Consider the following 26,107-nt stretch of genomic DNA (forward strand, 5'->3'; position numbering starts at 1 on the left):
CTGACGTCGACGATACCGAGGCCCAATCCGCTAGATCGCCTCGCCCTTGAGCAGCCGCGGCGTGTCGCCGGACAGGCCGGATGCCTGGCGGATGAAAAACTCTTTCAACCTGGGCATGCGTTCGACCAGGCCGAGGCCGATGTCGCGGACCTGGCGCAGCGGGCCGATGTCGTTGGAAAACAGCCGGTTCAGCACATCGGTGGTGACGCCCATCTGCACGGTGTCGAAGCGGCGCCATTGCTGGTAGCGCTCGAGTACGTCGAGCGCGCCGATGTCCTGTCCCAGGCGATCGGCCTCGACCACAACTTCGGCCAATGCTGCAACATCCTTGAAGCCGAGATTGAGGCCCTGGCCGGCGATCGGATGGATGCCGTGGGCGGCGTCGCCGGCAAGGGCGATGCGCGGGGCGACAAAGGCGCGCGCGATGGTCAGGCCGAGTGGCCAGGCGCGCGGCTTGTCGGTAACGCGGATCTCGCCGAGCTTGAGGCCGAAGCGCAGCTCCAGCTCATGCTCGAAGACGAGATCGTCGCCCGAAACCAGTTTCTCGGCATCCTCGGAACGTTCGACCCAGACCAACGACGAGCGGTTGGTGCCGTCCTCGGTGGGCTTCAGCGGCAAAGTGGCAAACGGGCCGGCGGGCAGGAAATGCTCCTCGGCGCGGCCATTGTGCGGCCGTTCATGCGCCACGGTGCAAACGATGCCGGACTGGCCATACTCCCATTTCACCGTCTTGATGCCGGCCATGTCGCGCAATTTGGAATTGACGCCATCGGCGGCGACCAGCAGCCGCACCTTCAGCGTGGCGCCGTCAGCCAGATGCACGGTGACGCCGGCGCCATTGCTGTCGAACGATGCGACCGCGACACCCTCGATGATATCGATGCCGAGCTTTTGCGCGCGGCGGCGCAAGGCGCCGTTCAGATCCCGGTTGGCGACCATGTGCGCGAACGGTTCGCCCGGCGCGACCTCGCCGTCAAAGGTGAGGAACACCGGGCGCACCGGGTCGGCGGTGCGCGAATCGGTGACGATCATCTCGGTTATGGCCTGCGATTGACCGACGATTTCCTGCCAGACACCGAGCTGGTCGAGCATGCGGCAGGCGGCAGCGGCAATCGCCGAGGCGCGGCCATCCTTCTGCCAGACGCCAGCGGCGGCTGCATCGACGACGGCGACCGCCAGGTTCGGCCGCGCCTGTTTCAGCGACACGGCGGCGGCGAGGCCGACATAGCCGGCGCCGGCGACCAACACGTCGAGCGAGGCTTTTGCGTCCGTCTTGCGGTCTGCCATGTCAATTCCTTTCGAAGTCTCGGCCGTCCTCGCCGCGCTGGAACATTCCGGCCTTGACTGCCCGCCATTCCTGTCGGAAACCGCCATAGCATCTTAGTGCGGTTCTGCGTTTCATGGAATCGCAAAACCGCTCTAAGTCTTTGTTTTCGCAATTCCGGACGGAAAACCGCTCACACTTTTCCTGGAATTGCTCTAAGGCGAGGTCACGAAACATGACGGCGGCCATGGACGAGCTTCTCGGCATTCTCGACCTTGAGCAGCTGGAACACAATCTGTACCGTGGTCGCAGCCCCAAGGTCGACTGGCAGCGCGTCTTCGGCGGCCAGACCATCGCCCAGGCGCTGGTTGCCGCCCAGCGCACCGTCGAGCCCGAGCGCCACGTGCATTCGCTGCATGGCTATTTCATGCGGCCGGGCGACACCAAGGTGCCGATCGTCTACGAGGTCGACCGCATCCGCGATGGCGGCTCCTTCACCACGCGGCGCGTGGTGGCGATCCAGCACGGCCAGGCGATCTTTTCGCTTGAGGCCTCGTTCCAGCAGGACGAGGTCGGGCTGGAACACCAGCTGCCGATGCCGCGCGACGTGCCGGCGCCCGACAGCCTGCTGTCGCAGCGCGAATTGCTGGGCAAGTTCGGCGAAGCGGTGCCGGACGGCATCAAGCGCTACTGGGAACGCGACCGGCCGATCGAGATGAAGCCGGTGATGCTGAAGCATTACACCAGCCGCGAAAAGCTGGAGCCGCAGCAGAACATCTGGATCCGCACCACCGGCCCGGTGCCGGCCGACCGCGGCATTCAGGCGGCGGTACTTGCCTACCTCTCCGACATGACGCTGCTCGACACCTCGACCTTCGCCCATGGCCGCGCCATTTTCGACCGCGACATCCAGGCGGCGAGCCTCGACCACGCCATGTGGTTCCACCGCAGCTATCCGCTCGACGACTGGATCCTGTACACGCAGGACAGTCCTTCGACGCAAGGGTCGCGCGGCTTCACCCGCGGCTCGCTGTTTGCCCGTGATGGCACGCTGATCGCCTCTGTTGCCCAGGAAGGCCTCATCCGCCTGAAGCGTCCGCCTGCCGAATAGGCATTTTCAAAAAATTGCCTATTTTTTAATCAGTGACCGTCCAGTGACAGTGCGCGCCGTACTGCCGCGGCCTAGGCAATCCGTTTGTTTACAACGAGTTAACGCCCTGCTTCGGCAACTGGCACGGAGCTTGAATCCTGTCGGGCACTCTCCGGGCTCTTTGGGATCGGTGAAGGTGTGCAAACGCGGGGGACCGCAACAGCAAAGGGTGAAACCTTATGAAAATCGTGATGGCAATCATCAAGCCGTTCAAGCTCGACGAGGTGCGCGAAGCGCTCACCGCCGTCGGCATCCAGGGCCTGACCGTCACCGAAGTCAAAGGCTACGGGCGTCAGAAGGGACATACGGAAATCTATCGCGGGGCGGAATACGCGGTCAGTTTCCTGCCGAAAATCAAGATCGAAGTCGCGGTCAGCACCGACTTGGTCGACAAGGCCGTCGAAGCCATCACGGCGGCGGCCAAGACCGGCCAGATCGGCGACGGCAAGATTTTCGTCTTCGGCATCGATCAGGCGGTGCGCATCCGTACCGGCGAAACAGACACCGACGCGCTTTGAGCGGCGAACACGTATTCCAATGGAGAGTTCAATGAATATTCCTTCCACCTTGAAGACGACGGGACGCGCGGCCGCACTCGGCTCGCTCGCTCTCGCAGCATGGGGCAGCGTCGCCGCCTTCGCGCAGGAAGCAGCCCCGGCGGCCGCGGCTGCCGCCCCGGCGGCGCCGGCGCCCGTGCTCGACACCGGCAACACCGCCTGGATGCTGACCTCGACGGCGCTGGTGCTGATGATGACCATTCCCGGCCTGGCGCTGTTCTACGGCGGAATGGTGCGCAAGAAGAACGTGCTCGCCACCATCATGCAGAGCTTTGCCATCACCTGCCTGGTGACGATCCTGTGGTTCATGTTCGGCTATTCGCTGGCCTTCTCCACAAATGATTCCGCCAGCATGAACAGCTTTATCGGCGGCGCCTCGAAGTTCTTCCACCATGGCATCACCACCTCGTCGCTGTGGTTGCCTGGCGTGGCGAACATTCCCGAGTTCGTCTTCTCGATGTTCCAGATGACCTTCGCCATCATCACGCCGGCGCTGATCGCCGGCGCGTTTGCCGAACGGATGAAATTCTCGGCGCTGCTCATCTTTATGGCGTTGTGGCTGCTGGTCGTCTACGTGCCGGTCGCGCATTGGGTCTGGGGTGGCGGCTTCCTCGGCACGGCTGGCGTTCTCGACTTCGCCGGCGGCACGGTCGTCCACATCAACGCCGGTGTGGCGGGCCTGGTCTGCGCCCTGGTTCTCGGCAAGCGCGAAGGTTACGGCACCGTCAACATGGCGCCGCACAACCTGGTCTATTCTGTGATCGGCGCTTCGCTGCTGTGGGTCGGCTGGTTCGGCTTCAACGCCGGTTCGGAACTGGCGGCTGACGGCCTTGCCGGTGCTGCCATGCTCAACACCCAGGTTGCCACCGCCGCCGCGGCGCTGGCCTGGATGTTTGCCGAATGGATCGTTGCCAAGAAGCCTTCCGTGCTCGGCATCATCTCGGGTGCGGTTGCCGGCCTCGTCGCGGTGACGCCGGCTTCCGGCTTCGTCAACCCGACCGGCGCCTTCATCGTCGGCATCGTCGCCGGCGTGCTCTGCTACATCTCGGCGGTCAAGGTGAAGCACATGTTCGGCTATGACGACTCGCTCGACGCCTTCGGCGTGCATGGCATCGGCGGCATCATCGGTGCGCTGCTCACCGGCGTGCTCGCCGATCCGGCGATCAACAGCCTGTCGTCGGGCGCATCGCTCGGCAAGCAGGTCTACGGCGTTGCCGTCACCATCATATGGACAGCCATCGCCACCCTCGTGATCCTCTACATCGTCAAGGCGCTGGTCGGCCTGCGGCCCAGCACCCAGGAAGAGGTCGAGGGCCTCGACATCAGCCAACATGGCGAGGTGGTTCCGTAAGGCCCCTTGCCAACGGGACCGGCGGAACCTCCTCCCGCCGGTCCCGCATTGATATGGGAGAATCCCGTCGTGACGCTCCCGAAAAGGGCTCACGCTTTGAGGCCCGGGTCATTCCGGGCCTCTTTTTTGGCAAAGCATTCCTTCGAGCCACGATTCCGCGCAATCACGTTCGTGGCCAGGTGCCCGCCATTTCCGTCAGCATCTCCCACGCGGGAGATGCAAGCGCCGGACCGGTGTGACACCTCGTGGAAGATTGCGGGATTCGCGATTTCACACAAACAGGACGTGTCACCATGAAAAAGGTCTACGAAAAGCCGACGCTGTCAAAGCGAGAAAAACTATCTTGCGTCACCGCTGGCATCCCTTTGTCGCAGCAGGCATGAGTTTCGTCGAAACGGCCGTGCCGCGCTCTGCGCAAGATCGTAGCCCACGCCCTTATAGTTAATGCGGCCTTAACCTTCCCCCCGATAGTCTGGCGTCCGAATCTGCCGGAGTGCGTCATGCGCCCGGCCAGTCCATGACAGACGGGGAACGAAGCATGCGTTCAGGGGCTTCAGCACCGCTCGCGCTGACCGATACGGGGCACGGCATCCAGGCATTCGCGCGGCGCCAGGTCGGGCGACTGGTCGGCGCCGGCCTGTTTGTGCTTGTTGCCTTCGGCGTTGCCGGTCTGGCCACCTGGAACGTCGCCGATCCGAGCTTTTCGCACGCCACCGACAACATCGTCACCAACGCCATGGGCTATGCCGGGGCGGTGTTCTCCGACCTCGCCATGCAGTTCTTCGGCCTGGCCGCGGTCGCCGCCCTGGTGCCGGCGGTGATCTGGGGCTTTCTGCTGTTTTCGGCACGTGGCGTCGACAGGCTGCCGAAGCGCGGCCTCGCCTGGTTCGGCTTCGCGCTGCTTGCCGCCGCAATGGCCGGCTGCGTGGTGCCGCCCAAGACCTGGCCGTTGCCGACCGGCCTGGGCGGCGTGTTCGGCGACATGGTGCTCAATATCCCCGGCCTGGTCATTGGCGGCTACCCGACGGGGATCGTTGCCAGCATCATTGCCATGGTGCTCATTGCGCCGGCGCTGTGGCTGTTTGCCTATGGCTCGGCGCTGATTGCGCGCAAGAACGGCTTTGCCGTCATGGAGCGCACTGCCGAGCTCGATCCCCGAGAGGACGACCTGCTCTTCGACGAAGACGAGGACGAGGGCGACGAGGGCATATTGGCGCTCGGCGCCATCACCCATTGGTGGCTGTCGTTCCGCGCCTGGATGCACCGCCGCGCCGTACGTCGCCAGCAGGAGCGCGACGAGTATGAGCCGGAGATGGAGCAGCGCTCCACCGCATGGCGCCGTGCCGCCGAACGGGTCGAATCGGCCGAGTTCGCCGAATCGCGGATGAGCCCGGATGGCCGCGCCCGCGTCGAGCCGGAATTCTTCGCCGCCATGGTCAATGACCGCAGCGTTTCCGTCGATCCTGATGATGACGACGTCCTCGATGCTGGGTTCGACAATGGCGATGAAGACGTCGAACTCGACGACGCGCCGGTCCAGCGTCGTGCCGCGCCGAACGCCAAGGTGCAGAACTTCCGCTCCGATGCGGCGACCCGTGTCGCGGCACCTGCGCCACGTCCGGCACCAGGCGCCCGCGTCCAGCGCGAGGCGCAGACCTCGCTGATCGGCTCGGAAACATTCGAAATGCCGTCGCTCCATTTTCTGTCCGAGCCAAAGAATGTGGTGCGCGATGCCAGCCTCTCCAAGGACGCGCTGGAGCAGAATGCGCGCCTGCTCGAGGGCGTGCTGGAAGATTTCGGCGTCAAGGGCGAGATCATCGCGGTGCGGCCCGGCCCGGTGGTCACGCTCTATGAGCTGGAACCCGCGCCCGGCATCAAATCGTCACGCGTCATCGGTCTGTCCGACGACATCGCCCGTTCAATGAGTGCCATTGCCTGCCGTGTCGCCGTGGTGCCCGGCCGCAACGCCATCGGCATCGAACTGCCGAATGCCAAGCGCGAGACCGTGTATCTGCGCGAGATCATGGCCAGCCGCGATTTCGAGACCACCAAGGCGAAGCTGGCGCTGGCGCTGGGCAAGACCATCAACGGCGAGGCGGTCATCGTCGACATCGCCAAGATGCCGCACGTGCTGGTCGCCGGCACCACCGGCTCGGGCAAGTCAGTCGCCATTAACACCATGATCCTGTCGCTGCTCTATCGGCTGACGCCGCAGGACTGCCGGCTGATCATGATCGATCCGAAAATGCTCGAACTCTCCGTCTATGACGGCATTCCGCATCTGCTGACGCCGGTCGTCACCGATCCGAAGAAGGCGGTGGTGGCGCTGAAATGGACCGTGCGCGAGATGGAAGACCGCTACCGCAAGATGTCCAAGGTCGGCGTGCGCAACATCGACGGCTTCAACGCGCGCGTGCAATTGGCCGAGAAGAAGGGCGAGAAGATCTCGCGCACCGTGCAGACCGGCTTTGACCGCCAGACCGGCGAGGCGATCTACGAGACCGAGAATCTCGACCTCGAACCGATGCCCTATATCGTCGTCATCATCGACGAGATGGCCGATTTGATGATGGTCGCCGGCAAGGACATTGAAGGTGCTGTCCAGCGCCTGGCCCAGATGGCGCGTGCGGCCGGCATCCACGTGATCATGGCGACGCAGCGCCCGTCGGTCGACGTCATCACCGGCACCATCAAGGCCAATTTCCCGACCCGTATCTCTTTCCAGGTGACGTCGAAGATCGACAGCCGCACCATTCTGGGCGAGCAGGGCGCCGAACAGCTGCTCGGCATGGGCGATATGCTCTACATGGCCGGCGGCGGCCGCATCCAGCGCGTGCACGGCCCGTTCGTCTCCGACGACGAGGTGGAGAGGATCGTCGCGCATCTGAAGCTGCAGGGCGTCCCCGAATATCTCGACGCCATCACCGAGGATGACGGCGAGGACGATGGCGACGAGCCGTCAGGCAAGGGCGGTGGCGGCGGTGGCGGGAATTTCGAGGATTCCGATGATCCTTACGACCAGGCGGTATCAGTGGTGCTGCGCGACGGCAAGGCCTCGACCAGCTACATCCAGCGCCGGCTCGGCATCGGCTACAACCGCGCCGCCTCGATCATCGAGAAGATGGAGAAGGAAGGCATTGTCGGCCCGGCCAACCATGCCGGCAAACGCGAGATCCTGGTGCCGACGGAGGACGACAAATTCTGATCAGCTGATGCGACCTGGCGGCAACCTTTGAACCGATTGACGCGTTCAAGCGACAGAGTGCCGTTCGGCCGCCAAACTTAAGTCTAACTGGGGGTCCACGGACTGCAACGAGACACACACCACACGAGAGTGACTGGCATGAAAAACGATCCTTCCGCGCTCAGCGATTTCGCTCCGACCCGCCGTCAGCTGCTCGGCCTCGGCCTGGTTCTTGCCGGCGCCGCGGCCGTCAATGTCATGCCGGGGTTCCAGCTCCTGGCCTCGGCGCAAGCCGCGGTGCCGCCAACGGCGCAGAAGATCGCCGACCACTTCTCCTCGGTCAAATCGATGAGCGGCGAGTTCGTGCAGTTCGGGCCCAACAACCAGCAGACCGGCGGCAAGTTCTTCCTCGAGCGGCCGGGCAAGATCCGCTTCAACTATGAGGGCAAGTCGAATTTCCGGGTGATCTCCGACGGCAAGTCGGTGGTCATCCTCAATCAACGACTGAAAACGTCCGATCTTTATCCGCTGTCGAAGACGCCGCTGAAGCTTCTGCTCGACAACCGGATCGATCTCTCCGGCGGCCGCGTAAAATCGATCAAGGAAGAGAGCGACCTCACCACCATCCAGCTCGCCGACAAATCGGTGTTCGGCAATTCGAAGATCACCATGATGTTCGATCCGAAATCCTACGACCTGCGCCAGTGGACCGTCACCGACGCGCAGGGCAAGGACACGACCGTGATGATCTACAACACCAAGGAAGGCGTCAGCTTTCCGCCGGACACCTTTGCCATCGATTATACGGCCAACCGCGAGCTGAACACGAAGACAAGATAGCGTTCCGCCACCGCGGGCGCTTCCCCTGCATCGTCGGCGGCTAGCGCCCGCTTGTTTTTCGGCCGTGCGGCTGGCAGTAGTTCCAGGACCAATTTGATAGGCACAAAATCCTGTCGGGCTGTCCGGCAGGATCTTCGCTGCTTCGGACCGGACTTCTGCATGCCCTTTACCGTTGCTACCTGGAATATCAACTCCGTGCGCCTGCGCATGCCGATCGTCGAGCGGCTCTTGAAGGAGCAGGCGCCGGACGTGCTTTGCCTGCAGGAGACGAAGGTTCCCGATGAGCTGTTTCCGGAAAAAGCCTTCCGCAAGGCCGGCTACGAGCACATCGCCTTCCATGGCCAGAAGGGCTATCACGGCGTGGCGACGGTGGCGCGGCGGCCGATCGAGGTGATCGAGAAGCGGCGCTTCTGCGAGATCGACGACAGCCGCCATCTGTCCATCAAGGTACAGGCCGGCGACAAGGCGATCCTCATCCACAATTTCTACGTTCCGGCCGGCGGCGACGAGCCCGATCCCGGGATCAACCGCAAGTTCCGCCACAAGCTCGATTTCGTCGCCGAGATGAACGCCATCCGCGCCGCGCATGACGAGGAATCTGCCTCGATCCTGGTCGGCGACCTCAACATCGCGCCGCTGGAGCACGATGTTTGGTCGCACAAGCAATTGCTCAACGTCGTCAGCCACACGCCGGTCGAGACGGAAAATTTCGAGGCGATGCGGATCGCCGGCGACTGGGTCGACCTGATGCGGCTCAATGTGCCGCTTGAGCAAAAACTCTACACCTGGTGGAGTTATCGCGCGCAGGACTGGGAGGCGTCGAACCGCGGCCGCCGGCTCGACCACGTCTGGTCGTCACCGAACCTGGTGCCAAGTTTTGCCGGCTACGAAATCCTGCGCGAGGCACGCAGCTGGGACCGGCCGTCGGACCATGTGCCGGTGATTGCACGGTTCGGCCTGGATTAGGCCATGGGCCGAAGGAGTCGCTGATTGGAAATACTGGCAGCAGAAGAGCCGGATGTGACATCGGCCGCCGACTGTCTGGCGGCTGCCTTTGCCGATGATCCGCAGATGGCGTTTTTCTTCTCGGGCGATCCTGCGCAACGTCAGGGGCTGGTGACGGAGTTCTTTTCGATCCTGATGGCAGCGCGCCTCGCGCTTGGAATGCCTGTGCTGCTGTTAAAGAGCGAAGGCCGCGTCCTGGGTGCGGTGATGGGCTATGATGTGCGTCGGCCTGGATGGCTCCCGGCTCACCAGGAGAGATGGGCTCTGCTTCAGCAAAGGCAGGCATCGATGGCATCGCGCTTCGAAAAGGCTGACGCCATCAGCGAGAAATACAAACCGCAGGCACCGCATTTTTATCTTGGAGTCCTGGGCGTTCACCCCTCGATGCAGGGAAAGGGGGCGGGCGGCGCGCTCATCAGGGCTTATTGCGATCTTGCCGAAAGAGATACTGCCTCGACAGGGACTTTTCTCGAAACCGCACAACGCAACAATTTGGCTTTCTATGAGCGTTGCGGGTTTCAACTCCTCGGCCAAGCTGAACTTGCACCGGGAAAGCCATTCTGGTGCCTGTTCAGGCCAAAACCCGTCCGAGACGGCAATTAGCCTACCCGCCAAACCGCGGCGCCAGCTTCTCAATGCGGGCGATCATGGCCTGGAAATCTTCGAGGATGCGCTGGTGCAGTTTCACCGCCACGTCGGGGTACTCCTCGAGAATGCGACGGAACATCTTGCGGCTGAGGCGGATCACTTCGGAATCGGTCTCGGCCGATGCGCTGGTCAGCCGCCTTGAGTCGGCGATCAGCGCCAGTTCGCTGAGGATCGTGCCGGGACCGGCGGTGCCGATGGGGATGCGGTCGCCATCCTGCTCGCGGTAGAGCACGATCTTCCCACTGACCACGATATACGCCGAATCGGCTTCGTCGTCTTCGCGGTACAGCTTGCGGTCGGCCTGCAGATGGGTGGCCTCGGCGCCGAAGGCGAGCAGGCGCAGCTGTTCCTGCGTGAAACCCTCAAAGAGTTTCACGGCGGACAGGATGCGGATGTCGTCATCCAGCGCCATCTCTAGCTGCGTCCCCGAACGGTCAGTCCAATCCCTCCCTTAGAGCGCCGCGCGTCCTCCTGGTCACGCAAAGTACGCTCCAACATTTTTCAATCTGCGCATCGTTCTGCCCAAAAACCGAATCGATTTTCGGGCCGATGCGCGGGTCGATCCAGGCCCTCCAGCCGGATCGTACCCTGAAACAGTCCCGCCCCGACCGCCTATTGAATAATGAAATGTTTAAGGAACCAGCTTGTAGCCGCCGCTTTCTGTCACAAGAATTTCAGCATTGGAAGGATCGCGTTCGATCTTCTGGCGCAGCCGGTAGACGTGGGTTTCCAGCGTGTGCGTGGTGACGCCGGAATTGTAGCCCCACACTTCCTCGAGCAGTACGTCGCGCGTCACCACCTTCTGGTCGGCGCGGTAGAGATATTTAATGATCGAGGCCTCCTTCTCGGTCAGCCGCACCTTGGCGCCGCGCTGGTCGATGAGAAGCTTCTGGCTGGGCTTGAAGGTGTAGGGACCGACCGAGAAGGTGGCGTCCTCACTCTGCTCGTGCTGGCGCAGTTGCGCGCGGATGCGAGCGAGCAGCACCGCGAAGCGGAACGGCTTGGTGACATAGTCGTTGGCGCCGGCTTCCAGGCCAAGAATCGTGTCGGAATCGGTGTCGTGGCCGGTTAGCATGATGATCGGCGCCTTGTAGCCGCCCTTGCGCAGGATCTTCACCGCCTCGCGGCCATCCATGTCGGGCAGGCCGACATCCATGATGAGCAGGTCGATGAGCCCGCCACGCGCCGCGGCGACGCCTTTGGCAGCGGTCGCTTCCTGCAGAACGTCGAATTCTTCGTAAAGGGCCAGTTGCTCGACGAGGGTTCCGCGCAGGTCGTCATCGTCGTCAACGATAAGAATGGTACGTGATGTCATGGATCAATCCGTTGTTTTGAAAAGAATTTTCAGTTGACCGACCCCCATTTATGCGGAAGCTGACCGGCGCAACAGTCCGATCACAGTGATTTGTTCCGTGGCACGATCATACAAGAAAAAACGCGTTCGCAATGCAGCCGGCGCAATTTTGCCAAAAGGGCTGCGCGTGCTGGTGGTGCGGGCGAGGCCCGGCAACCCCAGCCAGGGGATTTTGCAGGCCGGCAGCAAGGTGTTTGCCTGCGCGCTAGGACGCGGTGGCATCTCGGCCAACAAGCGCGAAGGCGACGGTGCAACGCCGCTTGGCGAGATGCGGATTCTGTCGGGATATTTTCGCGGCGATCATTTTCCGGCGGCCCGCAAAACCCGGCTGGCGATGGCGCCGATTGGCCCGGATCTCGGTTGGTGCGAGGTGCCGGACGACCGCAACTACAACAGGCCGGTGAAAATCCCCTACGGCGCCAGCCATGAGCGGATGCGGCGCGACGATCGCCTCTATGACGCCTGCCTGGTGCTCGACTGGAACATGGCGCCGCGCCGGCGCGGCCGCGGCAGCGCCATCTTCTTCCACCTGGCGCGCCCCGGCTTCACGCCGACGCAAGGCTGCGTGGCGGTGACCGCGCGCACCATGGCGCGGCTATTTCCGCTGATTTCGGATAGGACTGTGGTGAGGGTGGTGAGGTAGGCAGTAGGGAGTTGGGAGATTAGCAGCTGAGTGGTCTTTCTATTCCCCCTCCCTATTGCCCTATTCCCTTATTCCGCTGCCAACCGATATCCAGCAACCCCAGCCTGCCCAGTTCCCGGTCCACTGCCCGGGTGACGTCCTTGCGTCTGGCGCCGATGTCGCGCAGTTGGCGATCCGACAAATCCTCGACATCCTGGCGGGGCAGGTTGATCGCGACCCTTGCCTGGCGAAGCCAATCGGTGATGGCGAGGAGCCAGGACGGACGAGTGGCTGGCGTGTTCAGAACGATGATGGACATGATGTGCTCCGGTTCCGCCGGATATCAAATCCGGCTTGATGGTGTTTCGATGGATGCATCATGCCGCATTGAAATCGCGAAGAGAAACGAGTAGTTCTTTTCAGATCATCAAGTTTTGTTTGAGGATGGCATGTCCCGCCTTCTGCCTGGAACCCGCGCGCTGAGGACGCTGGAAGCGGCGGCTCGGCATCTCAATTTCACCCGCGCTGCCGACGAGCTCGGCCTAACGCCTGCCGCAGTCAGCCACCAGATCAAGGAAATCGAGGATCAGCTCGGGCTGGTGCTGTTCACGCGCACCAGCCGCACCATCCGGCTGACCGCGGCGGGCACGCTGCTGTTCGAGGCCTCCATCGATGCGCTCGACCTGCTCAACCGGGCTGTGTCGCGGGCGCGCAAGGCGACGCGCGGCACGGCATTGTTGAAGGTGACGCTCGACGCGCAGTTCGCATCAAAATGGCTGATGCGGCGCGTCGACGATTTTCGCAAGCGTCAGCCCGATATCGAGCTCCGATTCGACATCGCCTACACATTGCGGGATTTCGAGCTCGACGACGTCGATGTCGGCATCCGCTTCGGCATCGGCAAATATCCGGGCCTTCGCGCCCATCGTCTGTTCGATAACATCATCATTCCGGTGTGCAGTCCGGGGCTGCTGCGGTCCGGTCCGCCCCTGCGCGAGCCGCGCGATCTGTTCAACCACACGCTTGCCCATATCGAATGGGCGCGACAAGGCGTGATCTGGCCGAACTGGCGCATGTGGATGGCGGCTGCCGGCGTCACCGATTTCGACGACAGCCGGACCATCGTGTTCGGCAATTCCACCGATGCCGTTCAGGCAGCGCTCGAAGGCAATGCGGTCGCGCTCGCCGATTTCGCCATGGTGGCAAACGACCTTTCCGAAGGCAGGCTGGTGCAGCCCTTCGAACTCGGCCTGCGCGTAGGGGCCGAATTCGCCTATTTCCTGGTCTATCCCGAAAGCACTGCCGACGATCCGCGCATCATCGCCTTCCGCGAATGGCTGCTTGAGGAAGTCGCCAGGACGCAGGCCTGACGATCGCGACGGGCCTCAGCCGGCGACGACCGGTGCGCCGAACCAGCCGATCACCGCGCCAATGATCAAAAGCACGCCGAGCCAGTGGCCGCCGTCGATCAGGGTCAGGTCCCAGCCGAAATTTTGATAGCGGTGGTTGGCCGTTAGCGTCGTGGCGACAAAGCCGAGCCAGAGCACGAAGCCGAAGACCAGGCCGGCGGTAAGGGCCGGCTCGCCGCCGGTCATCGCGCCGACAACCAGAGCAACAACCAGCGCCATGATGAGTTCGGTAATGAAGGAGATGACGAAGGGCAGCTTCGATTTGCTCATCGTTGCCGGGTCGAGCTTGGCCGCCTTCAGCCACGGCTTGCTCAAAGCCATGTACCAGACGGCGCCGAACAGCCACGCCAGCACGGCCGCGACAACCACCGCCAGCCAGTTCACTGCTGAAAAATCCATAAAGTCCTCCCCTCAAGCATGCCGCCCAAAGCCTGACGGTTTGGGAAAAGACATGCGTATTCTTCGAAATCAATGCGCGATGGAACGCCTGTTCGGCAGTGCCGTCAAGCGAAGCGCCACACGGTGGTGCGCTTGACTTCGGCATCCTCCAGCGCCCGCGTGACCGCCACTTCGTAGGCGGCCAGCGGCTCCAGCCCTGTCTTCGGCAGATAGGAGCGGCCGGGATCGCCAACAAGGATGTCGGCGCCGCGCGCCTTCAGCGTCGAAAACCATGGCATCAGCCTGTCGGCAAAGGATCTGTCGTAGAAAACGTCGCCGGCCAGCACCACGTCCCAGCCGGCGTCCGTGCCGATGCAGTCGGTGCCGCAAAACTCGATTGCAACGCCATTGGCTTCGGCATTGAGGCGAACAGCGGTTTCGCAGAATGGGTCGATGTCGGTGGCGATCACTTGCGAAGCACCGGCCTTGGCTGCGGCGATGGCGACAAGGCCGGAGCCGGAGGCGAAGTCGAGCACGCGTTTTCCCCGCACATTGGACGGATTGTCCAGCACGCAACGGGCAAGGCCTTGCCCGCCGGCCCAGGCAAAGGCCCAGAAGGGCGGCGGCAAGCCGATTTCGGTCAGTTCGTCCTCGGTCCGCTGCCAGAGGTCGTGGGCCTCGTCGGCAAGCCGCAGAAAAATTTCCGGCACATGCGGCGGCGCCATCAGCGCCGTGTTGTCGAGAATGAACCTTCTCGCGCTGTTCGGCGTGAGGACCGTCACGGAGCCGGCGTCAGGCCGCCCATGCGGCAGACTTCCTTCCATTCGGCCGGAGTCACCGGCTGCACCGAAAGCCGCCCGAGCCGCACCAGCGCCATCTCGGCCAGCTTGGGATTGGCTTTGACCTGTTCCAGCGTCGGCGGGTTCGGCACGTCCTTGAAGGCGCGGATGTCGACACATTCCCAGCGCGGATCGTCGGTCGTCGAGTCAGGATGGGCAAGCGCGCAGACCTCGGCAATGCCGACGACATTCAGCCCTTCATTGGAGTGGTAGAAGAAGCCGAGATCGCCGATCTGCATCGCCTTCATGTTGTTGCGCGCCGCATAGTTGCGCACGCCGTCCCATTGCGTGCCGGCCTTGCCCTTGGCCTTCAGCGCCTCGAAGGAAAACACCGAGGGTTCGGATTTGAACAGCCAGTAGTTCATGTCTTTCTTCCTCTTTGGCGTGGGCTGAATTAACTAGCCGCGGGCTTGTTGAAGGTCCAGTTCCACTGGCGGATTTCGACTGTTTCAAACAGCCCTGCCTTGGCATAGGGGTCGGCAGCCGACAGCGCCTGCGCGGCGGCGAGGTCCGGCGCCTCGACGACGACAAGGCTGCCATTCGGCTTGCCGTCGGCATCGAGGAAGGGGCCGGCAAAGGCCAGTTTCTTGTCGGCGTTCAGGCCCTCGAGAAAGGCGACGTGGGCGGGCCGCGTGTCGACACGCACCTGCAGGCTTCCGGACTTGTCCTTGCATACCAACGCAAACAGCATGTTTTCAAAACTCCGGTTTGTTTGGGATCAGAGATCGGTTTCGGTCTTCAGCGGCCGGGTCATCAATGCCGTTACAGCCTGCCGTATGGTGATCGTGCCGTCCAGTATCGCCGACACTGCCGCGATGATCGGCGCGTCGATGTCGCGCTCGGTGGCGATGCGGGCGGCGATTGCCGCCGTGGGCACGCCTTCGGCGAGCGGCAGGCCGGCCAAGGGTTTGCCTTGTCCGAGCGCCAGGCCATAGGCGAAATTTCGCGACTGGGCGGAAGAGCAGGTGAGCAACAGGTCGCCGAGGCCGGACAGCCCCATCAGCGTCTCCGGTCTGGCGCCGAAGGCGGCGCCAATGCGGCGCAATTCGACGAAGCCGCGCGTAACCATGGCGGCCTGGGCGCTGGCGCCGAGCCCGGCGCCGGTGACGGCACCGGCGGCGATGGCAAAGACATTCTTCAGCGCGCCGCCGATCTCGACGCCGATCAGGTCGTCGCTGGAATAGCAGCGCAGGTTTTGCGCCGAAAACCGGGCGGCAAGCTCGGCCGCCAAAGTCTCGTCGCGAGCGGCGACGACGACAGCGGTTGGCAGGCCCCGCGCGACATCGGTGGCAAAGCTCGGACCGGACAGGGCCGCAACCGGGGTTTGCAGCAGGATGTCCGCGACGATGGCCGACAGCAGCGCGCCGGTGTCGCGCTCAATGCCCTTGGCGCAGAGAACCAGCGGGACGCCTCGCGGCATATGGGGTTTCGCTGTCGTCAGCATGGCGCGCAACGCCTGCGCCGGCGCCACGGCCAGCACGCAGTCGGCGTCGGCAAGGGCAGCGCCGATATCGCTCGTCGCCGCGATGCCGGGCTCGATGGCGATACCGGGGAGATAGCGCGGGTTCTCCCCGCCACGAACTGCAGCGACCGTTTCTTCGTCGCGGGCGTAGAGCCGGACATCATGGCCGGCCCGCAGCATGGCCAGCGCCAGCGCGGTGCCCCAGGCGCCGCCGCCGAGCACGGCGACGCGCCAGCCGGTCTTGTCCCTGCCTCTTGTCTTGCCGGCGATCATGCTTTCGCTCCGCGCCGGCCGGAGCCGACCATCGGCGCCGAAATCGAGTCTAGCGGCCAGCGCGAACGCGGCACGAAATCGAAGCCGTTCTCTTGCGATAGCCCCGCCCGTAGTCGCTCGATGCCGGCCCAGGCGATCATCGCCGCATTGTCGGTGCACAGTTTCAGCGGCGGCGCGACAAAGGCAAAGCCGGCCTCGGCGCACTGCTTCTGCAGCGTGGCCTTGATCGTGCTGTTGGCGGCGACGCCACCGGCAACGACCAGTGACGGCTTGGCCTTGTCGGGAAATTCCTGGCGGAAGCGGGCAAGCGCGCGGGCCACGCGGTCGCCCAGCGCATCGGCGACTGCCGCCTGAAACGAGGCGCAGATGTCGGCGACATCCTGCTCGCTCAGGGGCTGAATGGCGGTCGCCGCCTGGCGTACGGCGGTCTTGAGGCCGGAGAAGGAGAAATCGGGCTGCGCCGAACCCTTCATCGGCCGTGGGAAGGCAAAGCGCGTCGCGTCGCCCGAGGCGGCCGCCTTTTCGACGTTCGGGCCGCCCGGATAGGGCAGGCCGAGCATTTTTGCTGTCTTGTCGAACGCTTCGCCCAGCGCATCGTCGATGGTGGTCGCCCAGCGCTTGTAGTCGCCGACGCTCCGCACGGAGACGATCTGGGTGTGGCCGCCGGAAACCAGCAGCAGCAGATAGGGAAAGTCGAGCCCGTCAGTCAGCCTGGCGGTCAGCGCGTGGCCTTCGAGGTGGTTGATGGCGATCAGCGGCTTGCCGGCCGCCGCGGCAATTGCCTTGGCCGTCATCAGGCCGACGATCAGCCCGCCGACAAGGCCGGGGCCGGCGGTGGCGGCAATGGCGTCGATGTCGGCAAGCGTTGTGCCCGAATCGGCAAGGGCTGCCTCGACGATGCCGTCCAGCGCCTCGACATGGGCGCGCGCGGCGATCTCGGGCACGACACCGCCAAACGCGGCATGCTCCTCGATCTGGCTGAGCACGATGTTGGACGCAATGACCGGCGCAGCGGCGCCGTCCAGCGTCACCACGCTGGCGGCGGTCTCGTCGCAACTCGTCTCAATGCCCAGAACGCGGATCAATTCGTCGCTGTCTCCAGAGATTGTGTCGCCGGACTTTCCTCGTTAGGAGAGGCGGGCCTCGTTAGGAGAGTGCCGGAAACGCAAAGCCAGCCGGGGGGTTATCACGGACCGCGCGCCATGCAAACTTTGAAAATCGGAACACGCGGCAGCCCGCTCGCGCTCGCCCAGGCGCATGAGACGCAGGCGCGGTTGATGGAAGCGCTCGGCATGCCGGCCGAAGCCTTCGAGGTCGTCGTCATCTCGACCAGCGGCGACCGCATCCAGGACCGGCCGTTGTCGGAAGCCGGCGGCAAGGGCCTGTTCACCAAGGAGATCGAAGAGGCGCTGCTCGCCGGCACGATCGACATCGCGGTGCATTCCTCCAAGGACATGCCGACAGTGCTGCCGGATGGACTTGAGCTTTCCGTCTTCCTGCCGCGCGAGGATGCGCGCGATGCCTTCATCGGCAAGGCCGTGAAGCGCATTATCGACTTGCCGCAAGGCGCCAAGGTCGGTTCGTCCTCGCTGCGGCGCCAGGCGCTGATCCGGCGCATGCGGCCGGACCTCGACGTCGTCATGTTCCGCGGCAATGTGCAGACCAGGCTGCGCAAGCTGGAGGAAGGCGTTGCCGAAGGCACTATCCTCGCCCATGCCGGGCTGAAACGGCTGGGGCTCGGCCATGTCGTCACCGATTTGATGCCGCTCGACGCTTTTCCGCCGGCGCCGGGGCAAGGCGCGATCGGCATCGAGACCCGCATTGGCGACAGCGCTGTCGAAAAGATGCTGGTGGCCATCCATGATGTGCCGACAGGCCAGGCGCTGGCCTGCGAGCGCGCCTTCCTGGCGGCGCTCGACGGCTCCTGCCGCACACCGATCGCCGGCTATGCGACTGTAGCGGGCGGAAAATTGGTTTTCGCGGGACTGATCATTTCGCCCGATGGCACGCAATCGCATGAGGTTAAGGCTGAAGGCCTGGCGCTGGATGCCGCTGATATCGGAACGAAGGCCGCCAGGATGGTGCGGGTCAAGGCCGGCGAACCCTTCTTCGACGGCTGGGTCTGACATGCGTGTCCTGGTGACGCGGCCGCAACCCGGGGCGTCGCGCACCATGCGGCGGCTGCAGGAATTGGGATTTGAGCCGATCCTTCTGCCTCTGACCGAAACGGTGACACTGCCCGTCGATGCAAATGCAGCGGGCGACAACGCTGCGGCCGTTGCGATCACCAGCGCCAATGCCGTGCGCCATGCGCCGAAAGAGCTGATCGACGCGCTCGCCGCCTTGCCTTGCCATGCCGTTGGCGCAAGGACGGCTGAAGCGGCGCGTGCAGCGGGATTTCTGTCGGTCAGCGAAGGGCCGGGCGATGCCGAGAAGCTGGCCGAAGCGATTGCCGCCGGCCTTTCCGGCAAGGCTATCGTCTATCTCACAGGGCGCGTGCGGTTTCCGGCCTTCGAGGCGCGGCTGCGACAGGCCGGCGTCGAGGTCCGCGCCATCGAAACTTATGACACGATTGCGCTCGACTATTCCGACGATCAGGTCCGTACGCGCCTGTCCAGTCAGCCGGTCGATGCGGTGATCCTCTATTCGGCCAGGGCGGCGGTGGTGATGCAGACCTTGGTCAGCCGGGCGGGACTGCACGATCTCTTTGAAAAGACACAGGCTTTTGCCCTTTCCGAACGGATAGCAGCGACGCTTGGCGATACCGTCGGCAAAAAAATACGAGTTGCGCGGGAACCGCGGGAGGAGGCGCTGCTTGATCTGTTGCACGGTGGCGACTGAGCCCCGTGTCATCACGCCGCCCCTTTTCACCTGATGATGATGTGCTAGACCATTTTTCAAACCATCACGCGCCATCGGGCGCCCAGACGAAGCAGGATTGCGGAGCCCAGGCATGGTCAAGACGCCGAAGATGCGACATTCGAAAAGCCGCCGCGAGCCGGTGACCATCGAGCTCGAACCCGGCGCCGTCTCGCGCATCGTCGATGCGGATGCCGCCAGGTCTGACGCTGACGTGGCGGATGAAGTCGTGGCCCCGGCCGAATCGGTCGCCGCTGACGAAACGGCTGCCGTGACCAATGCGCAGCCGGAGACGCCCGACGAGCCGGTTCATGCCGATCAGGCCGATCTCGAGCCGTGGGAGCACTCCGACGCCGCGGCGCCGGCCGCGCCGGAGAGCGATGCCAAGGTGTCCGGCGAACCGGAAAGCCCTTATCCCGCCGCCTCCGACACGCCACCACGCGCCAAGACCTCCGACTACAGTTTCGAGGACGCCTCGCCCAAGCCGGGTGCGCGTAAGGAAACGTCTGATACCGCCGAGATGAGGAACCAGCCCATGGCAGCGCAGCCGAAGCGTGGGAACGGCATTGCCGCCGGCATCATTGGCGGTGTCATCGCGCTGGCTGCCGCTGGGGGGCTGCAGTTCGCCGGCGTACTCGGCGCTCCGGGGTCGGGCGGTGGTGCGGTCTCGCTCGACCGCGTCAATGGCGAGATCGCTTCGCTGAAGCGCGAAATCGCCGACCTCAGGGAAGCCGGCAGCAATGGCGCCGCAACGGCCAAGGTCGACGGGCTGTCGTCGGCGCTGGACCAGGTGAAGGCCGATGTCGCATCGCTGAAATCGGCGGTCGAGCAAGGCGGCGGCGACAATGCCGGACTTGCCGCGCTTGGCGATAAGGTCAAGCAGATCGAGACGGCGGTCGCCGCGCTCGGCCAGGCCGGCAGCGCGACGCCGGTCGATCTCGCGCCGCTCAACGAAAAGCTTTCAAGTCTGGATGCGCTGGTGAAATCGGCCGGCGAGGCAGCCAAGACGCAGGAAGGCAAGATCTCTGCACTTGAACAGTCGGTGACGCAGCTCTCCGCCAAGGTGGAGGCGCAGGCCTCGCAGCCGAAGATCGCGATGGCCATCGCCGCGTCGGCGCTCAAGACGGCGCTCGACCGTGGCGCGCCGTTCGCCGCCGAGCTGGAAACCTTCGCGGCTATCTCGCCCGATGCGCCGCAGATTGCGGCGTTGCGTCCCTATGCCGAAAAGGGCGTCCCGACCCGCACCGAAATCGCCGGCGAGGCCGATGCCGCGGCCAATGCCATGGTCGCTGCGGCGACGCCGGTCGACGAAAATGCCGGCTTCTTCCAGAACCTTCTGTCGAGTGCCGAATCGTTGGTTAAAGTGCGGCCGATCGGTGCCGTCGAAGGCGCCGGCGCGCCCGAAACCGTGGCGCGCATGGAAGTGGCGGTCAACCAGGGCGACTACGCCAAGGCGCTCAGCGAATATGCAACGCTGCCGGATGCGGTCAAGGCAGCGGGCGCCGACTTTGCCGGCAAACTGAAAGCGCGCATCGAGGTCGAGACGCAGGTCGACGCGCTGATCGCGGGCGCGATGAAGGCATGAGGACGACACGATGATCCGCATTCTCATCTTTCTCGCCGTCGTCTTCGCGCTCGGCCTGGGTTTTGCCTGGCTGGCCGACCGTCCCGGCGAGATGGTCGTCACCTTCAACGGCTACGAATACCAGGTCAGCCTGATGGTGGCGGCGGTGGCGATCGTTGCGGTCGTTGCCGCGGTGATGATCGTCTGGTGGCTGATCAAGTCGTTGTGGAACAGCCCGTACACGATCTCGCGCTATTTCCGCGTGCGCCGCCGCGACCGCGGCTACCAGGCGCTGTCGACCGGCATGATCGCCGCCGGCGCCGGCGATGGCGCACTGGCGCGCAAGAAGACCAAGGAAGCGGCCAAGCTGATCCGCTCCGACCAGGAGCCGCTGATCCATCTCCTGGAAGCGCAGGCCTCGCTGCTCGAAGGCGACCATGAAGGCGCGCGCGAAAAATTCGAGGCGATGCTCGACGATCCCGAAATGCGGCTGCTCGGCCTGCGCGGGCTCTATCTCGAGGCCGAGCGGCTGGGCGACCGCAACGCGGCGCGCCACTATGCCGGCCGCGCCGCTGCCGTCGCTCCGCAACTGGCCTGGGCTGCTGAATCGACGCTGGAGGAATTGACCCAGCGCGGCGACTGGGACGGCGCGCTGAAGCTGGTCGAGGCGCAGAAGTCGACGCGGCAGATCGAGCGCGACGCCGCCAACCGCCGCCGCGCCGTGCTTTTGACCGCAAAGGCGCAGGCGCTGACCGACAGCGACCCCAATGCGGCGAAGACGGCGGCAGTCGAGGCCAACAAGCTCGCGCCCGATTTCGCGCCGGCCGCGGTTGCGGCGGCCAATCTCCTGTTCAAGCAGAACGATGTGCGCAAAGGCTCGAAAATCCTGGAGACAGCCTGGAAGGCGGAGCCGCATCCGGAGATCGCCGAGCTCTACACCCATGCAAGGCCGGGCGACGCGGTGGTCGACCGCCTCAACCGGGCGAAGAAGCTGCAGGAGTTGAAGCGCAACAACGCCGAATCGTCGATGACGGTGGCGCGCGCCGCGCTCGACGCGCAGGATTTTTCCACCGCCCGCCGCGAGGCGGAAGCGGCGATCCGCATGGATGGGCGGGAAGGCGCCTACCTGCTTCTGTCCGACATCGAGGAGGCCGAGAACGGCGACCAGGGCAAGATCCGGCAATTGCTGTCCAAGGCCGTCAGGGCGCCGCGCGATCCGGCCTGGGTTGCCGACGGCGTCGTCTCGGAGCGCTGGGCGCCGGTGTCGCCGGTCAGCGGCAAGCTCGACGCCTTCGCCTGGCGCGCGCCGATGGAGCGGCTCGGCCACCTCATCGACAGCCATGAGGACGCGGCTGGGGCCGAGGTGCCGGTGCTTGCGGCGCCCGCCAAGCCGGCAAAAGAAGCCGAAGTGATCGACCATCCGGCCGCCTCCGCAAAGACAATCAGCGAGGCTCCGACGGAACCGAAGCCTGCTGTAAGCGACGACCATGTCACGCCGGTCACTGCCGCCGCCTTTGCCGCCGTGCCGTCGGATGCCGAGGCGGTCGAACCGGCCGAGGAGGTTATCCGGTTGCCGGACGACCCCGGCGTCGACCCCGACGACGAAGCGGAGAAATCACCGCGCCGGTTCCGCCTGTTTTGATCCCTGACCTGATGTGAGCACCATGTTCGAACGCGTCCTGTCCTTTCTGAGAGACCTGCCGGCCGGCGCCGGGGCTCGCGCCAATGCGGACGATCCGCGCGTTGCCGCCTCGGCCTTGCTCTATCATGTGATGAATGCCGATGGCGTGCGCCAGGATGTCGAGTGGGAGCGCTTCAAGCAGGTGTTGGCGCAGAGCTATTCGATCAGCGGCGACGAGCTCGATGCGCTGGCTGCCGCGGGCGAGCGCGCCGACAATGAGGCGATCGACCTCTACGCCTTCACCAGCGTTTTGAAACGCCATCTCGATGCCGATGCGCGCAAGGCCTTCATCGGCCTGATGTGGGAAATCGTCTATGCCGACGGCGAGCTGCATGAGCTGGAAGACAACACGGTCTGGCGCGTTGCCGAGCTGATCGGCGTCGAGCGCCAAGACCGCGTCGAGGCGCGCCGCAAGGCCGCCGCCGCCGCGCCCGGCGCCAGCGGAACGTCGAGCGACGAATAGGATCCCGCCTTTTCATGCCGCCAGCTCCGCGCTCGAAACCAAAGATCCTGATCGTGCTGCACCAGGAGACTTCGAGCCCCGGCCGGGTCGGCCATATGCTGATCGAGGAAGGTTTCGATCTCGACATCCGCCGGCCACCTCTGGGCGACAGCCTGCCGGAAACGCTGGAAGGACATGCCGGCGCCGTGGTGTTCGGCGGGCCGATGAGCGCCAATGACGAGGATGAGTTCGTCCGCCGCGAGACCAACTGGCTGAACGTTCCGCTGCGTGAGAACCGGCCGTTCCTCGGCATCTGCCTCGGCGCGCAGATGCTGGCCAACCATCTCGGCGGCAAGGTCGAGGGCCACGGCGAGGGGCTGGTCGAGATCGGCTGGTATCCGCTGAAGCCGACCGAAGCCGGCAAAGACCTGATGCACTGGCCGGACATGGTCTACCAGTTCCACCGCGAAGGCTTTTCGCTGCCCAGGGACGCGACGCTGCTGGCGACCGCCGAAACCTATCCCAACCAGGCCTTCCGTTATGGCGATAATGCCTGGGGCATCCAGTTTCATGGCGAACTGACCAGGATGATGATGCAGCGCTGGGTGGTGCGCGGGGCGCACCGTTTCGAATTGCCCGGCGCGCAGCCCGGCCGCGACCATCTCGGCGGCCGGCTGATCTGGGACATGCACCTCAAGCGCTGGCTAAGCGAGTTCCTGAGCCTGATTTTTGGCAGGCCTACCAAGGTCTAGAGTAAAATCTCGTTACTCTGAACAGCTGAGCCTGATCCCAAGAAGACTTAGCTCTGCCGAGGCGTGGACGACTGCTTTGCGCCTCATTTCGGCCTAACAGGCAAAGTTCGTCGTTGCCCTGAAGCGGACACCCCGTGGAAGGCACGAGACGCGACCATGAGTGGGAACGGCTCAGCCCATACCAAGACGCAACAATTTAGGTTACCTTTCTGGGACTGAGCTGTGGCGACCTATGGTCGGGTCGGATCACGTGGGAGACCTTCCTCCAATCTCAAAAGGCGCATCCATGCGTCGATCGCTATTTCAGAAGTATTTCTTAGTCTTGTTCGCGGCGGCCATTTTTCCGATGGCTGCCGGTGGCATCAGCAACACCTGGTTCAGCTATGTCGACCAGCATGCGATCCTCAGTGCCCTGCTGCGGTCCGAGGCAACATCGGCGGCCGACAAAATTGAGAGCTTTCTTGACAGCATCCAGCTCACGCTCGGCTCGACGATCTCCCCGGAAGGGAATATGGCCAGCGTGAAACAGCTTCGGCTTCTTGCCGTACGAGCGATGCACCAGGCCCCGGGAATCCTCAGCATCAGTATTGTCGACGGTACTGGCGCGGAGCGGCTGCACATTTCTCGCACTGGCAAAAACAGGACAGAAAGCGGGGCGGATCGCTCAGGCGATCCCGCTGTCGTGGGCGTCAGGACGGCGAAGGTCTGGTACGGCCCAGTCATTTATCGCCCGGGTTCCGAACCCTCCATAACCATGGCGATGGCCAGTTACGACAATTTAGTCGTCGCGAACTCGGTCATCGCCGAAATCAGTCTGAAGCCTGTCTGGCTCATCGTTTCCGAAATCCGCGTGGGCCGCAGCGGCCAGGGATTTGTCATCGACCAGGCCGGCCGCCTCATCGCTCACCCCGCGATCAGCAAAGTGATGCAGGGCGCCGACGAGAAAGCAGCGTTGGCCCTGCGCGAATTGCAGGATGCGATCGCTGCCGCAGGCGGCACTGCGATTGGAAGCCGCAACGCCGAGAATGAACGCGTTGTGACTGCTGGCGCGCCGGTTACCGCGGCCGGCTGGACGGTAATTGTCGAGCAGTCGAAGGCTGAGGCTTTTGCACCTCTATACGCTTCATTGTGGCGGACCGGCGGGTTGTTGTTCCTCGCCACAGTCTTTGCGGCGGTGCTCGCATATTGGCTTGCCAGACGGATGAGCGGGCCTATCCTCCTGTTGGAGGAGGGTGCTCTCAAGATCGGTGCTGGACAGTTCGATCACCGGATCAACATCTCCACTGGAGACGAACTTGAGCGGTTGGCTGCTCGATTCAACCAAATGGCGCAGGAACTTGCCACATCGCGGGACCGCGCGGAGCGACTGACGCGGTTGAAGCGCTTCCTTGCACCACAGGTTGCGGAACTCGTAGAGAAGGCCGGTGACGAGCGAATGCTCGCTGGACAGCGCGCAGAAGTGGTCGCTGTTTTTAGCGACCTACGTGGCTTTACTGCATTTTCAGCGCACGCTGAGCCTGAGAACCTCATGCAGGTCCTGCGTGAGTACTATGAGGCGCTCGGCGCGATCATCACCAAGTATGAAGCAACGCTGACCAGTTTTTCGGCGGATGGATTGATGATTCTCGTCAACGCCCCGGTTCCATGTGAAGGGCCGGCGCTTCATGCCGTAAAAATGGCTGTCGACATGCAGGATTCCACACAAGAGCTCATATCTGGGTGGCGGCAGCGTGGTTATGAGATTGGCTTCGGCATGGGTCTCGCTATGGGATGGGCAACGGTGGGTCGAATTGGCTATGAGGCCCGCGCTGACTACACCGCAATTGGCAATGTCGTGAACTTGGCATCGAGGCTGTGTTCGTCCGCTGAAGATCGACAAATCCTTATCGATTATTCCGTGGCGCGCCATTTGCCTGGCAACACGCCGATCGTTGACGTCGGTACGCGCCAGTTCAAAGGCCTCGAAGGGCACGTTCGCGTCTACAATGTTGAGACGCAAGGAAGCGAACGACCGAATTTAGATTCTGCTGAGAATGACGCCAGGGAAAAGGGCTAGGCTTCTCTGCATCGACGTCCGTAATCGTTCTTCCCTGCACCACAAGCGGACCTACTGCTTCTGGCCAATCTCAGCCGTCGTGGGCGCAGCCTGCCGTGCTCCGAGGTGCGAAAAATGCGATGCTGGCGCAGCTGAAAACCGTCGAACGAAATCTGCTGGGGCGGTAAGCCGTCGCATCGCGGCAGAGCTGCAGCAAGAGGCCGCTGAGCCCGCAGCGCGGACGCCGCTCGGCTCGCGCTGGTAGTCCGCGCGCCCGCCCCCCGGGTCATGGCAGGCGAGAGCGGTGCCGATTGCAGGGGCCCATCAGGCGACGGCGGTCAACTTCGCGTAGTCCTGCGCCTAGAGCGGGATGAGATTTGTGGGAGTCGTGGGATTCCCAAATCATCGCGGTTCTGATTCAACATTCATGCTGGGAGG

26 protein-coding genes are annotated in these 26,107 nt (G+C 63.8%); 16 read left to right on the plus strand and 10 right to left on the minus strand.

What is annotated here, in order from left to right; translation table 11 throughout:
* Positions 1 to 30: 30 nt before the first annotated feature.
* Positions 31 to 1,287 carry a ubiquinone biosynthesis hydroxylase gene (locus ACWGTI_RS21585; protein WP_454588985.1) on the minus strand — a complete coding sequence of 419 codons (1,257 nt, stop codon included), beginning with the start codon at positions 1,285 to 1,287 and terminating at the stop codon, positions 31 to 33.
* A gap of 212 nt (positions 1,288 to 1,499) precedes the next feature.
* Between ACWGTI_RS21585 and tesB the strand changes: the two genes are divergently transcribed.
* The 7 genes from tesB (at position 1,500) to ACWGTI_RS21620 (ending at position 9,954) form a co-directional block, all read left to right on the plus strand.
* Positions 1,500 to 2,375: an acyl-CoA thioesterase II gene (tesB, locus tag ACWGTI_RS21590; RefSeq protein ID WP_454588986.1), complete on the plus strand. Its 876-nt coding sequence runs from the start codon at positions 1,500 to 1,502 to the stop codon at positions 2,373 to 2,375.
* 218 nt (positions 2,376 to 2,593) lie between these two features.
* Positions 2,594 to 2,932, plus strand: coding sequence for a P-II family nitrogen regulator (locus ACWGTI_RS21595; RefSeq protein ID WP_023670499.1), 339 nt, complete (start codon positions 2,594 to 2,596; stop codon positions 2,930 to 2,932).
* Positions 2,933 to 2,963: 31 nt separating this feature from the next.
* Positions 2,964 to 4,322 carry an ammonium transporter gene (locus ACWGTI_RS21600; RefSeq protein WP_454588987.1) on the plus strand — a complete coding sequence of 453 codons (1,359 nt, stop codon included), beginning with the start codon at positions 2,964 to 2,966 and terminating at the stop codon, positions 4,320 to 4,322.
* A 538-nt stretch (positions 4,323 to 4,860) separates the two neighbouring features.
* Complete coding sequence (locus ACWGTI_RS21605) at positions 4,861 to 7,527, plus strand: DNA translocase FtsK 4TM domain-containing protein (protein WP_454588988.1); 2,667 nt, start codon at positions 4,861 to 4,863, stop codon at positions 7,525 to 7,527.
* A 138-nt stretch (positions 7,528 to 7,665) separates the two neighbouring features.
* Positions 7,666 to 8,346: an outer membrane lipoprotein carrier protein LolA gene (locus tag ACWGTI_RS21610; RefSeq protein ID WP_454588989.1), complete on the plus strand. Its 681-nt coding sequence runs from the start codon at positions 7,666 to 7,668 to the stop codon at positions 8,344 to 8,346.
* A 159-nt stretch (positions 8,347 to 8,505) separates the two neighbouring features.
* Positions 8,506 to 9,312 (plus strand): exodeoxyribonuclease III, encoded by an 807-nt coding sequence (locus ACWGTI_RS21615; RefSeq protein WP_454588990.1) that lies wholly within the window; start codon positions 8,506 to 8,508, stop codon positions 9,310 to 9,312.
* Positions 9,313 to 9,336: 24 nt separating this feature from the next.
* Positions 9,337 to 9,954 (plus strand): GNAT family N-acetyltransferase, encoded by a 618-nt coding sequence (locus tag ACWGTI_RS21620; RefSeq protein ID WP_454588991.1) that lies wholly within the window; start codon positions 9,337 to 9,339, stop codon positions 9,952 to 9,954.
* Between the two features lies 1 nt (position 9,955).
* On the opposite strand, the gene ACWGTI_RS21625 is transcribed toward ACWGTI_RS21620, so the two are convergent.
* Positions 9,956 to 10,411, minus strand: a complete 456-nt coding sequence (locus tag ACWGTI_RS21625) for a cyclic nucleotide-binding domain-containing protein (protein WP_454575531.1) — start codon at positions 10,409 to 10,411, stop codon at positions 9,956 to 9,958.
* Between the two features lie 219 nt (positions 10,412 to 10,630).
* The gene (locus ACWGTI_RS21630) at positions 10,631 to 11,314 is read right to left on the minus strand and encodes a response regulator transcription factor (protein ID WP_112561232.1); all 684 of its coding nucleotides are present in this window, start codon (positions 11,312 to 11,314) and stop codon (positions 10,631 to 10,633) included.
* A 145-nt stretch (positions 11,315 to 11,459) separates the two neighbouring features.
* Between ACWGTI_RS21630 and ACWGTI_RS21635 the strand changes: the two genes are divergently transcribed.
* The gene (locus ACWGTI_RS21635; protein ID WP_454575782.1) at positions 11,460 to 11,996 is read left to right on the plus strand and encodes a L,D-transpeptidase family protein; all 537 of its coding nucleotides are present in this window, start codon (positions 11,460 to 11,462) and stop codon (positions 11,994 to 11,996) included.
* A 52-nt stretch (positions 11,997 to 12,048) separates the two neighbouring features.
* Here ACWGTI_RS21635 and ACWGTI_RS21640 read toward each other — a convergent pair whose 3' ends face one another.
* A complete protein-coding gene (locus ACWGTI_RS21640; RefSeq protein ID WP_454588992.1) occupies positions 12,049 to 12,294 on the minus strand; it encodes a hypothetical protein in 246 nt (81 codons plus the stop codon).
* Positions 12,295 to 12,424: 130 nt separating this feature from the next.
* Between ACWGTI_RS21640 and gcvA the strand changes: the two genes are divergently transcribed.
* Positions 12,425 to 13,345, plus strand: a complete 921-nt coding sequence (gene gcvA, locus ACWGTI_RS21645) for a transcriptional regulator GcvA (protein WP_454588993.1) — start codon at positions 12,425 to 12,427, stop codon at positions 13,343 to 13,345.
* A 15-nt stretch (positions 13,346 to 13,360) separates the two neighbouring features.
* On the opposite strand, the gene ACWGTI_RS21650 is transcribed toward gcvA, so the two are convergent.
* From ACWGTI_RS21650 to tsaD, 6 genes are all read right to left on the minus strand, one after another.
* Positions 13,361 to 13,783, minus strand: coding sequence for a DUF1761 domain-containing protein (locus ACWGTI_RS21650; protein ID WP_454588994.1), 423 nt, complete (start codon positions 13,781 to 13,783; stop codon positions 13,361 to 13,363).
* Positions 13,784 to 13,887: 104 nt separating this feature from the next.
* On the minus strand, positions 13,888 to 14,586 hold the full coding sequence (locus tag ACWGTI_RS21655) for a class I SAM-dependent methyltransferase (RefSeq protein WP_454588995.1): 699 nt from the start codon (positions 14,584 to 14,586) through the stop codon (positions 13,888 to 13,890).
* Positions 14,541 to 14,966 (minus strand): EVE domain-containing protein, encoded by a 426-nt coding sequence (locus ACWGTI_RS21660; protein ID WP_112621800.1) that lies wholly within the window; start codon positions 14,964 to 14,966, stop codon positions 14,541 to 14,543. Before ACWGTI_RS21660 ends, ACWGTI_RS21655 begins: the two co-directional genes overlap by 46 nt.
* 29 nt (positions 14,967 to 14,995) lie before the next feature.
* Positions 14,996 to 15,292, minus strand: a complete 297-nt coding sequence (locus ACWGTI_RS21665) for a YciI-like protein (RefSeq protein ID WP_454588996.1) — start codon at positions 15,290 to 15,292, stop codon at positions 14,996 to 14,998.
* A 27-nt stretch (positions 15,293 to 15,319) separates the two neighbouring features.
* Positions 15,320 to 16,336 (minus strand): NAD(P)H-dependent glycerol-3-phosphate dehydrogenase, encoded by a 1,017-nt coding sequence (locus tag ACWGTI_RS21670; protein WP_454588997.1) that lies wholly within the window; start codon positions 16,334 to 16,336, stop codon positions 15,320 to 15,322.
* Positions 16,333 to 17,418: a tRNA (adenosine(37)-N6)-threonylcarbamoyltransferase complex transferase subunit TsaD gene (tsaD, locus tag ACWGTI_RS21675; RefSeq protein WP_454589008.1), complete on the minus strand. Its 1,086-nt coding sequence runs from the start codon at positions 17,416 to 17,418 to the stop codon at positions 16,333 to 16,335. Before tsaD ends, ACWGTI_RS21670 begins: the two co-directional genes overlap by 4 nt.
* A gap of 120 nt (positions 17,419 to 17,538) precedes the next feature.
* Between tsaD and hemC the strand changes: the two genes are divergently transcribed.
* The 7 genes from hemC (at position 17,539) to ACWGTI_RS21710 (ending at position 25,690) form a co-directional block, all read left to right on the plus strand.
* Positions 17,539 to 18,462, plus strand: coding sequence for a hydroxymethylbilane synthase (hemC, locus tag ACWGTI_RS21680; RefSeq protein WP_454588998.1), 924 nt, complete (start codon positions 17,539 to 17,541; stop codon positions 18,460 to 18,462).
* 1 nt (position 18,463) lies between these two features.
* Positions 18,464 to 19,177 carry a uroporphyrinogen-III synthase gene (locus ACWGTI_RS21685; protein ID WP_454588999.1) on the plus strand — a complete coding sequence of 238 codons (714 nt, stop codon included), beginning with the start codon at positions 18,464 to 18,466 and terminating at the stop codon, positions 19,175 to 19,177.
* Between the two features lie 112 nt (positions 19,178 to 19,289).
* Complete coding sequence (locus ACWGTI_RS21690; protein WP_454589000.1) at positions 19,290 to 20,780, plus strand: COG4223 family protein; 1,491 nt, start codon at positions 19,290 to 19,292, stop codon at positions 20,778 to 20,780.
* 10 nt (positions 20,781 to 20,790) lie between these two features.
* Positions 20,791 to 22,401, plus strand: coding sequence for a heme biosynthesis HemY N-terminal domain-containing protein (locus ACWGTI_RS21695; protein WP_454589001.1), 1,611 nt, complete (start codon positions 20,791 to 20,793; stop codon positions 22,399 to 22,401).
* Between the two features lie 22 nt (positions 22,402 to 22,423).
* Positions 22,424 to 22,903, plus strand: coding sequence for a tellurite resistance TerB family protein (locus tag ACWGTI_RS21700; RefSeq protein ID WP_454589002.1), 480 nt, complete (start codon positions 22,424 to 22,426; stop codon positions 22,901 to 22,903).
* Between the two features lie 14 nt (positions 22,904 to 22,917).
* A complete protein-coding gene (locus ACWGTI_RS21705) occupies positions 22,918 to 23,634 on the plus strand; it encodes a glutamine amidotransferase (protein ID WP_454589003.1) in 717 nt (238 codons plus the stop codon).
* A 286-nt stretch (positions 23,635 to 23,920) separates the two neighbouring features.
* On the plus strand, positions 23,921 to 25,690 hold the full coding sequence (locus ACWGTI_RS21710; protein WP_454589004.1) for an adenylate/guanylate cyclase domain-containing protein: 1,770 nt from the start codon (positions 23,921 to 23,923) through the stop codon (positions 25,688 to 25,690).
* Positions 25,691 to 26,107: the final 417 nt, after the last annotated feature.

It is taken from the genome of Mesorhizobium sp. ArgA1, assembly GCF_053714375.1.

Excerpts from the sequence above, each read along its gene's own strand:
- ACWGTI_RS21585 (WP_454588985.1), bottom strand. The coding sequence starts at position 1,287 with ATGGCAGACCGCAAGACGGACGCAAAAGCCTCGCTCGACGTGTTGGTC.
- tesB (WP_454588986.1), top strand. The coding sequence starts at position 1,500 with ATGACGGCGGCCATGGACGAGCTTCTCGGCATTCTCGACCTTGAGCAG.
- ACWGTI_RS21595 (WP_023670499.1), top strand. The coding sequence starts at position 2,594 with ATGAAAATCGTGATGGCAATCATCAAGCCGTTCAAGCTCGACGAGGTG.
- ACWGTI_RS21600 (WP_454588987.1), top strand. The coding sequence starts at position 2,964 with ATGAATATTCCTTCCACCTTGAAGACGACGGGACGCGCGGCCGCACTC.
- ACWGTI_RS21605 (WP_454588988.1), top strand. The coding sequence starts at position 4,861 with ATGCGTTCAGGGGCTTCAGCACCGCTCGCGCTGACCGATACGGGGCAC.
- ACWGTI_RS21610 (WP_454588989.1), top strand. The coding sequence starts at position 7,666 with ATGAAAAACGATCCTTCCGCGCTCAGCGATTTCGCTCCGACCCGCCGT.
- ACWGTI_RS21615 (WP_454588990.1), top strand. The coding sequence starts at position 8,506 with ATGCCCTTTACCGTTGCTACCTGGAATATCAACTCCGTGCGCCTGCGC.
- ACWGTI_RS21625 (WP_454575531.1), bottom strand. The coding sequence starts at position 10,411 with ATGGCGCTGGATGACGACATCCGCATCCTGTCCGCCGTGAAACTCTTT.
- ACWGTI_RS21630 (WP_112561232.1), bottom strand. The coding sequence starts at position 11,314 with ATGACATCACGTACCATTCTTATCGTTGACGACGATGACGACCTGCGC.
- ACWGTI_RS21640 (WP_454588992.1), bottom strand. The coding sequence starts at position 12,294 with ATGTCCATCATCGTTCTGAACACGCCAGCCACTCGTCCGTCCTGGCTC.
- gcvA (WP_454588993.1), top strand. The coding sequence starts at position 12,425 with ATGTCCCGCCTTCTGCCTGGAACCCGCGCGCTGAGGACGCTGGAAGCG.
- ACWGTI_RS21650 (WP_454588994.1), bottom strand. The coding sequence starts at position 13,783 with ATGGATTTTTCAGCAGTGAACTGGCTGGCGGTGGTTGTCGCGGCCGTG.
- ACWGTI_RS21655 (WP_454588995.1), bottom strand. The coding sequence starts at position 14,586 with ATGGAAGGAAGTCTGCCGCATGGGCGGCCTGACGCCGGCTCCGTGACG.
- ACWGTI_RS21660 (WP_112621800.1), bottom strand. The coding sequence starts at position 14,966 with ATGAACTACTGGCTGTTCAAATCCGAACCCTCGGTGTTTTCCTTCGAG.
- ACWGTI_RS21665 (WP_454588996.1), bottom strand. The coding sequence starts at position 15,292 with ATGCTGTTTGCGTTGGTATGCAAGGACAAGTCCGGAAGCCTGCAGGTG.
- ACWGTI_RS21670 (WP_454588997.1), bottom strand. The coding sequence starts at position 16,336 with ATGATCGCCGGCAAGACAAGAGGCAGGGACAAGACCGGCTGGCGCGTC.
- hemC (WP_454588998.1), top strand. The coding sequence starts at position 17,539 with ATGCAAACTTTGAAAATCGGAACACGCGGCAGCCCGCTCGCGCTCGCC.
- ACWGTI_RS21685 (WP_454588999.1), top strand. The coding sequence starts at position 18,464 with ATGCGTGTCCTGGTGACGCGGCCGCAACCCGGGGCGTCGCGCACCATG.
- ACWGTI_RS21690 (WP_454589000.1), top strand. The coding sequence starts at position 19,290 with ATGGTCAAGACGCCGAAGATGCGACATTCGAAAAGCCGCCGCGAGCCG.
- ACWGTI_RS21695 (WP_454589001.1), top strand. The coding sequence starts at position 20,791 with ATGATCCGCATTCTCATCTTTCTCGCCGTCGTCTTCGCGCTCGGCCTG.
- ACWGTI_RS21700 (WP_454589002.1), top strand. The coding sequence starts at position 22,424 with ATGTTCGAACGCGTCCTGTCCTTTCTGAGAGACCTGCCGGCCGGCGCC.
- ACWGTI_RS21705 (WP_454589003.1), top strand. The coding sequence starts at position 22,918 with ATGCCGCCAGCTCCGCGCTCGAAACCAAAGATCCTGATCGTGCTGCAC.
- ACWGTI_RS21710 (WP_454589004.1), top strand. The coding sequence starts at position 23,921 with ATGCGTCGATCGCTATTTCAGAAGTATTTCTTAGTCTTGTTCGCGGCG.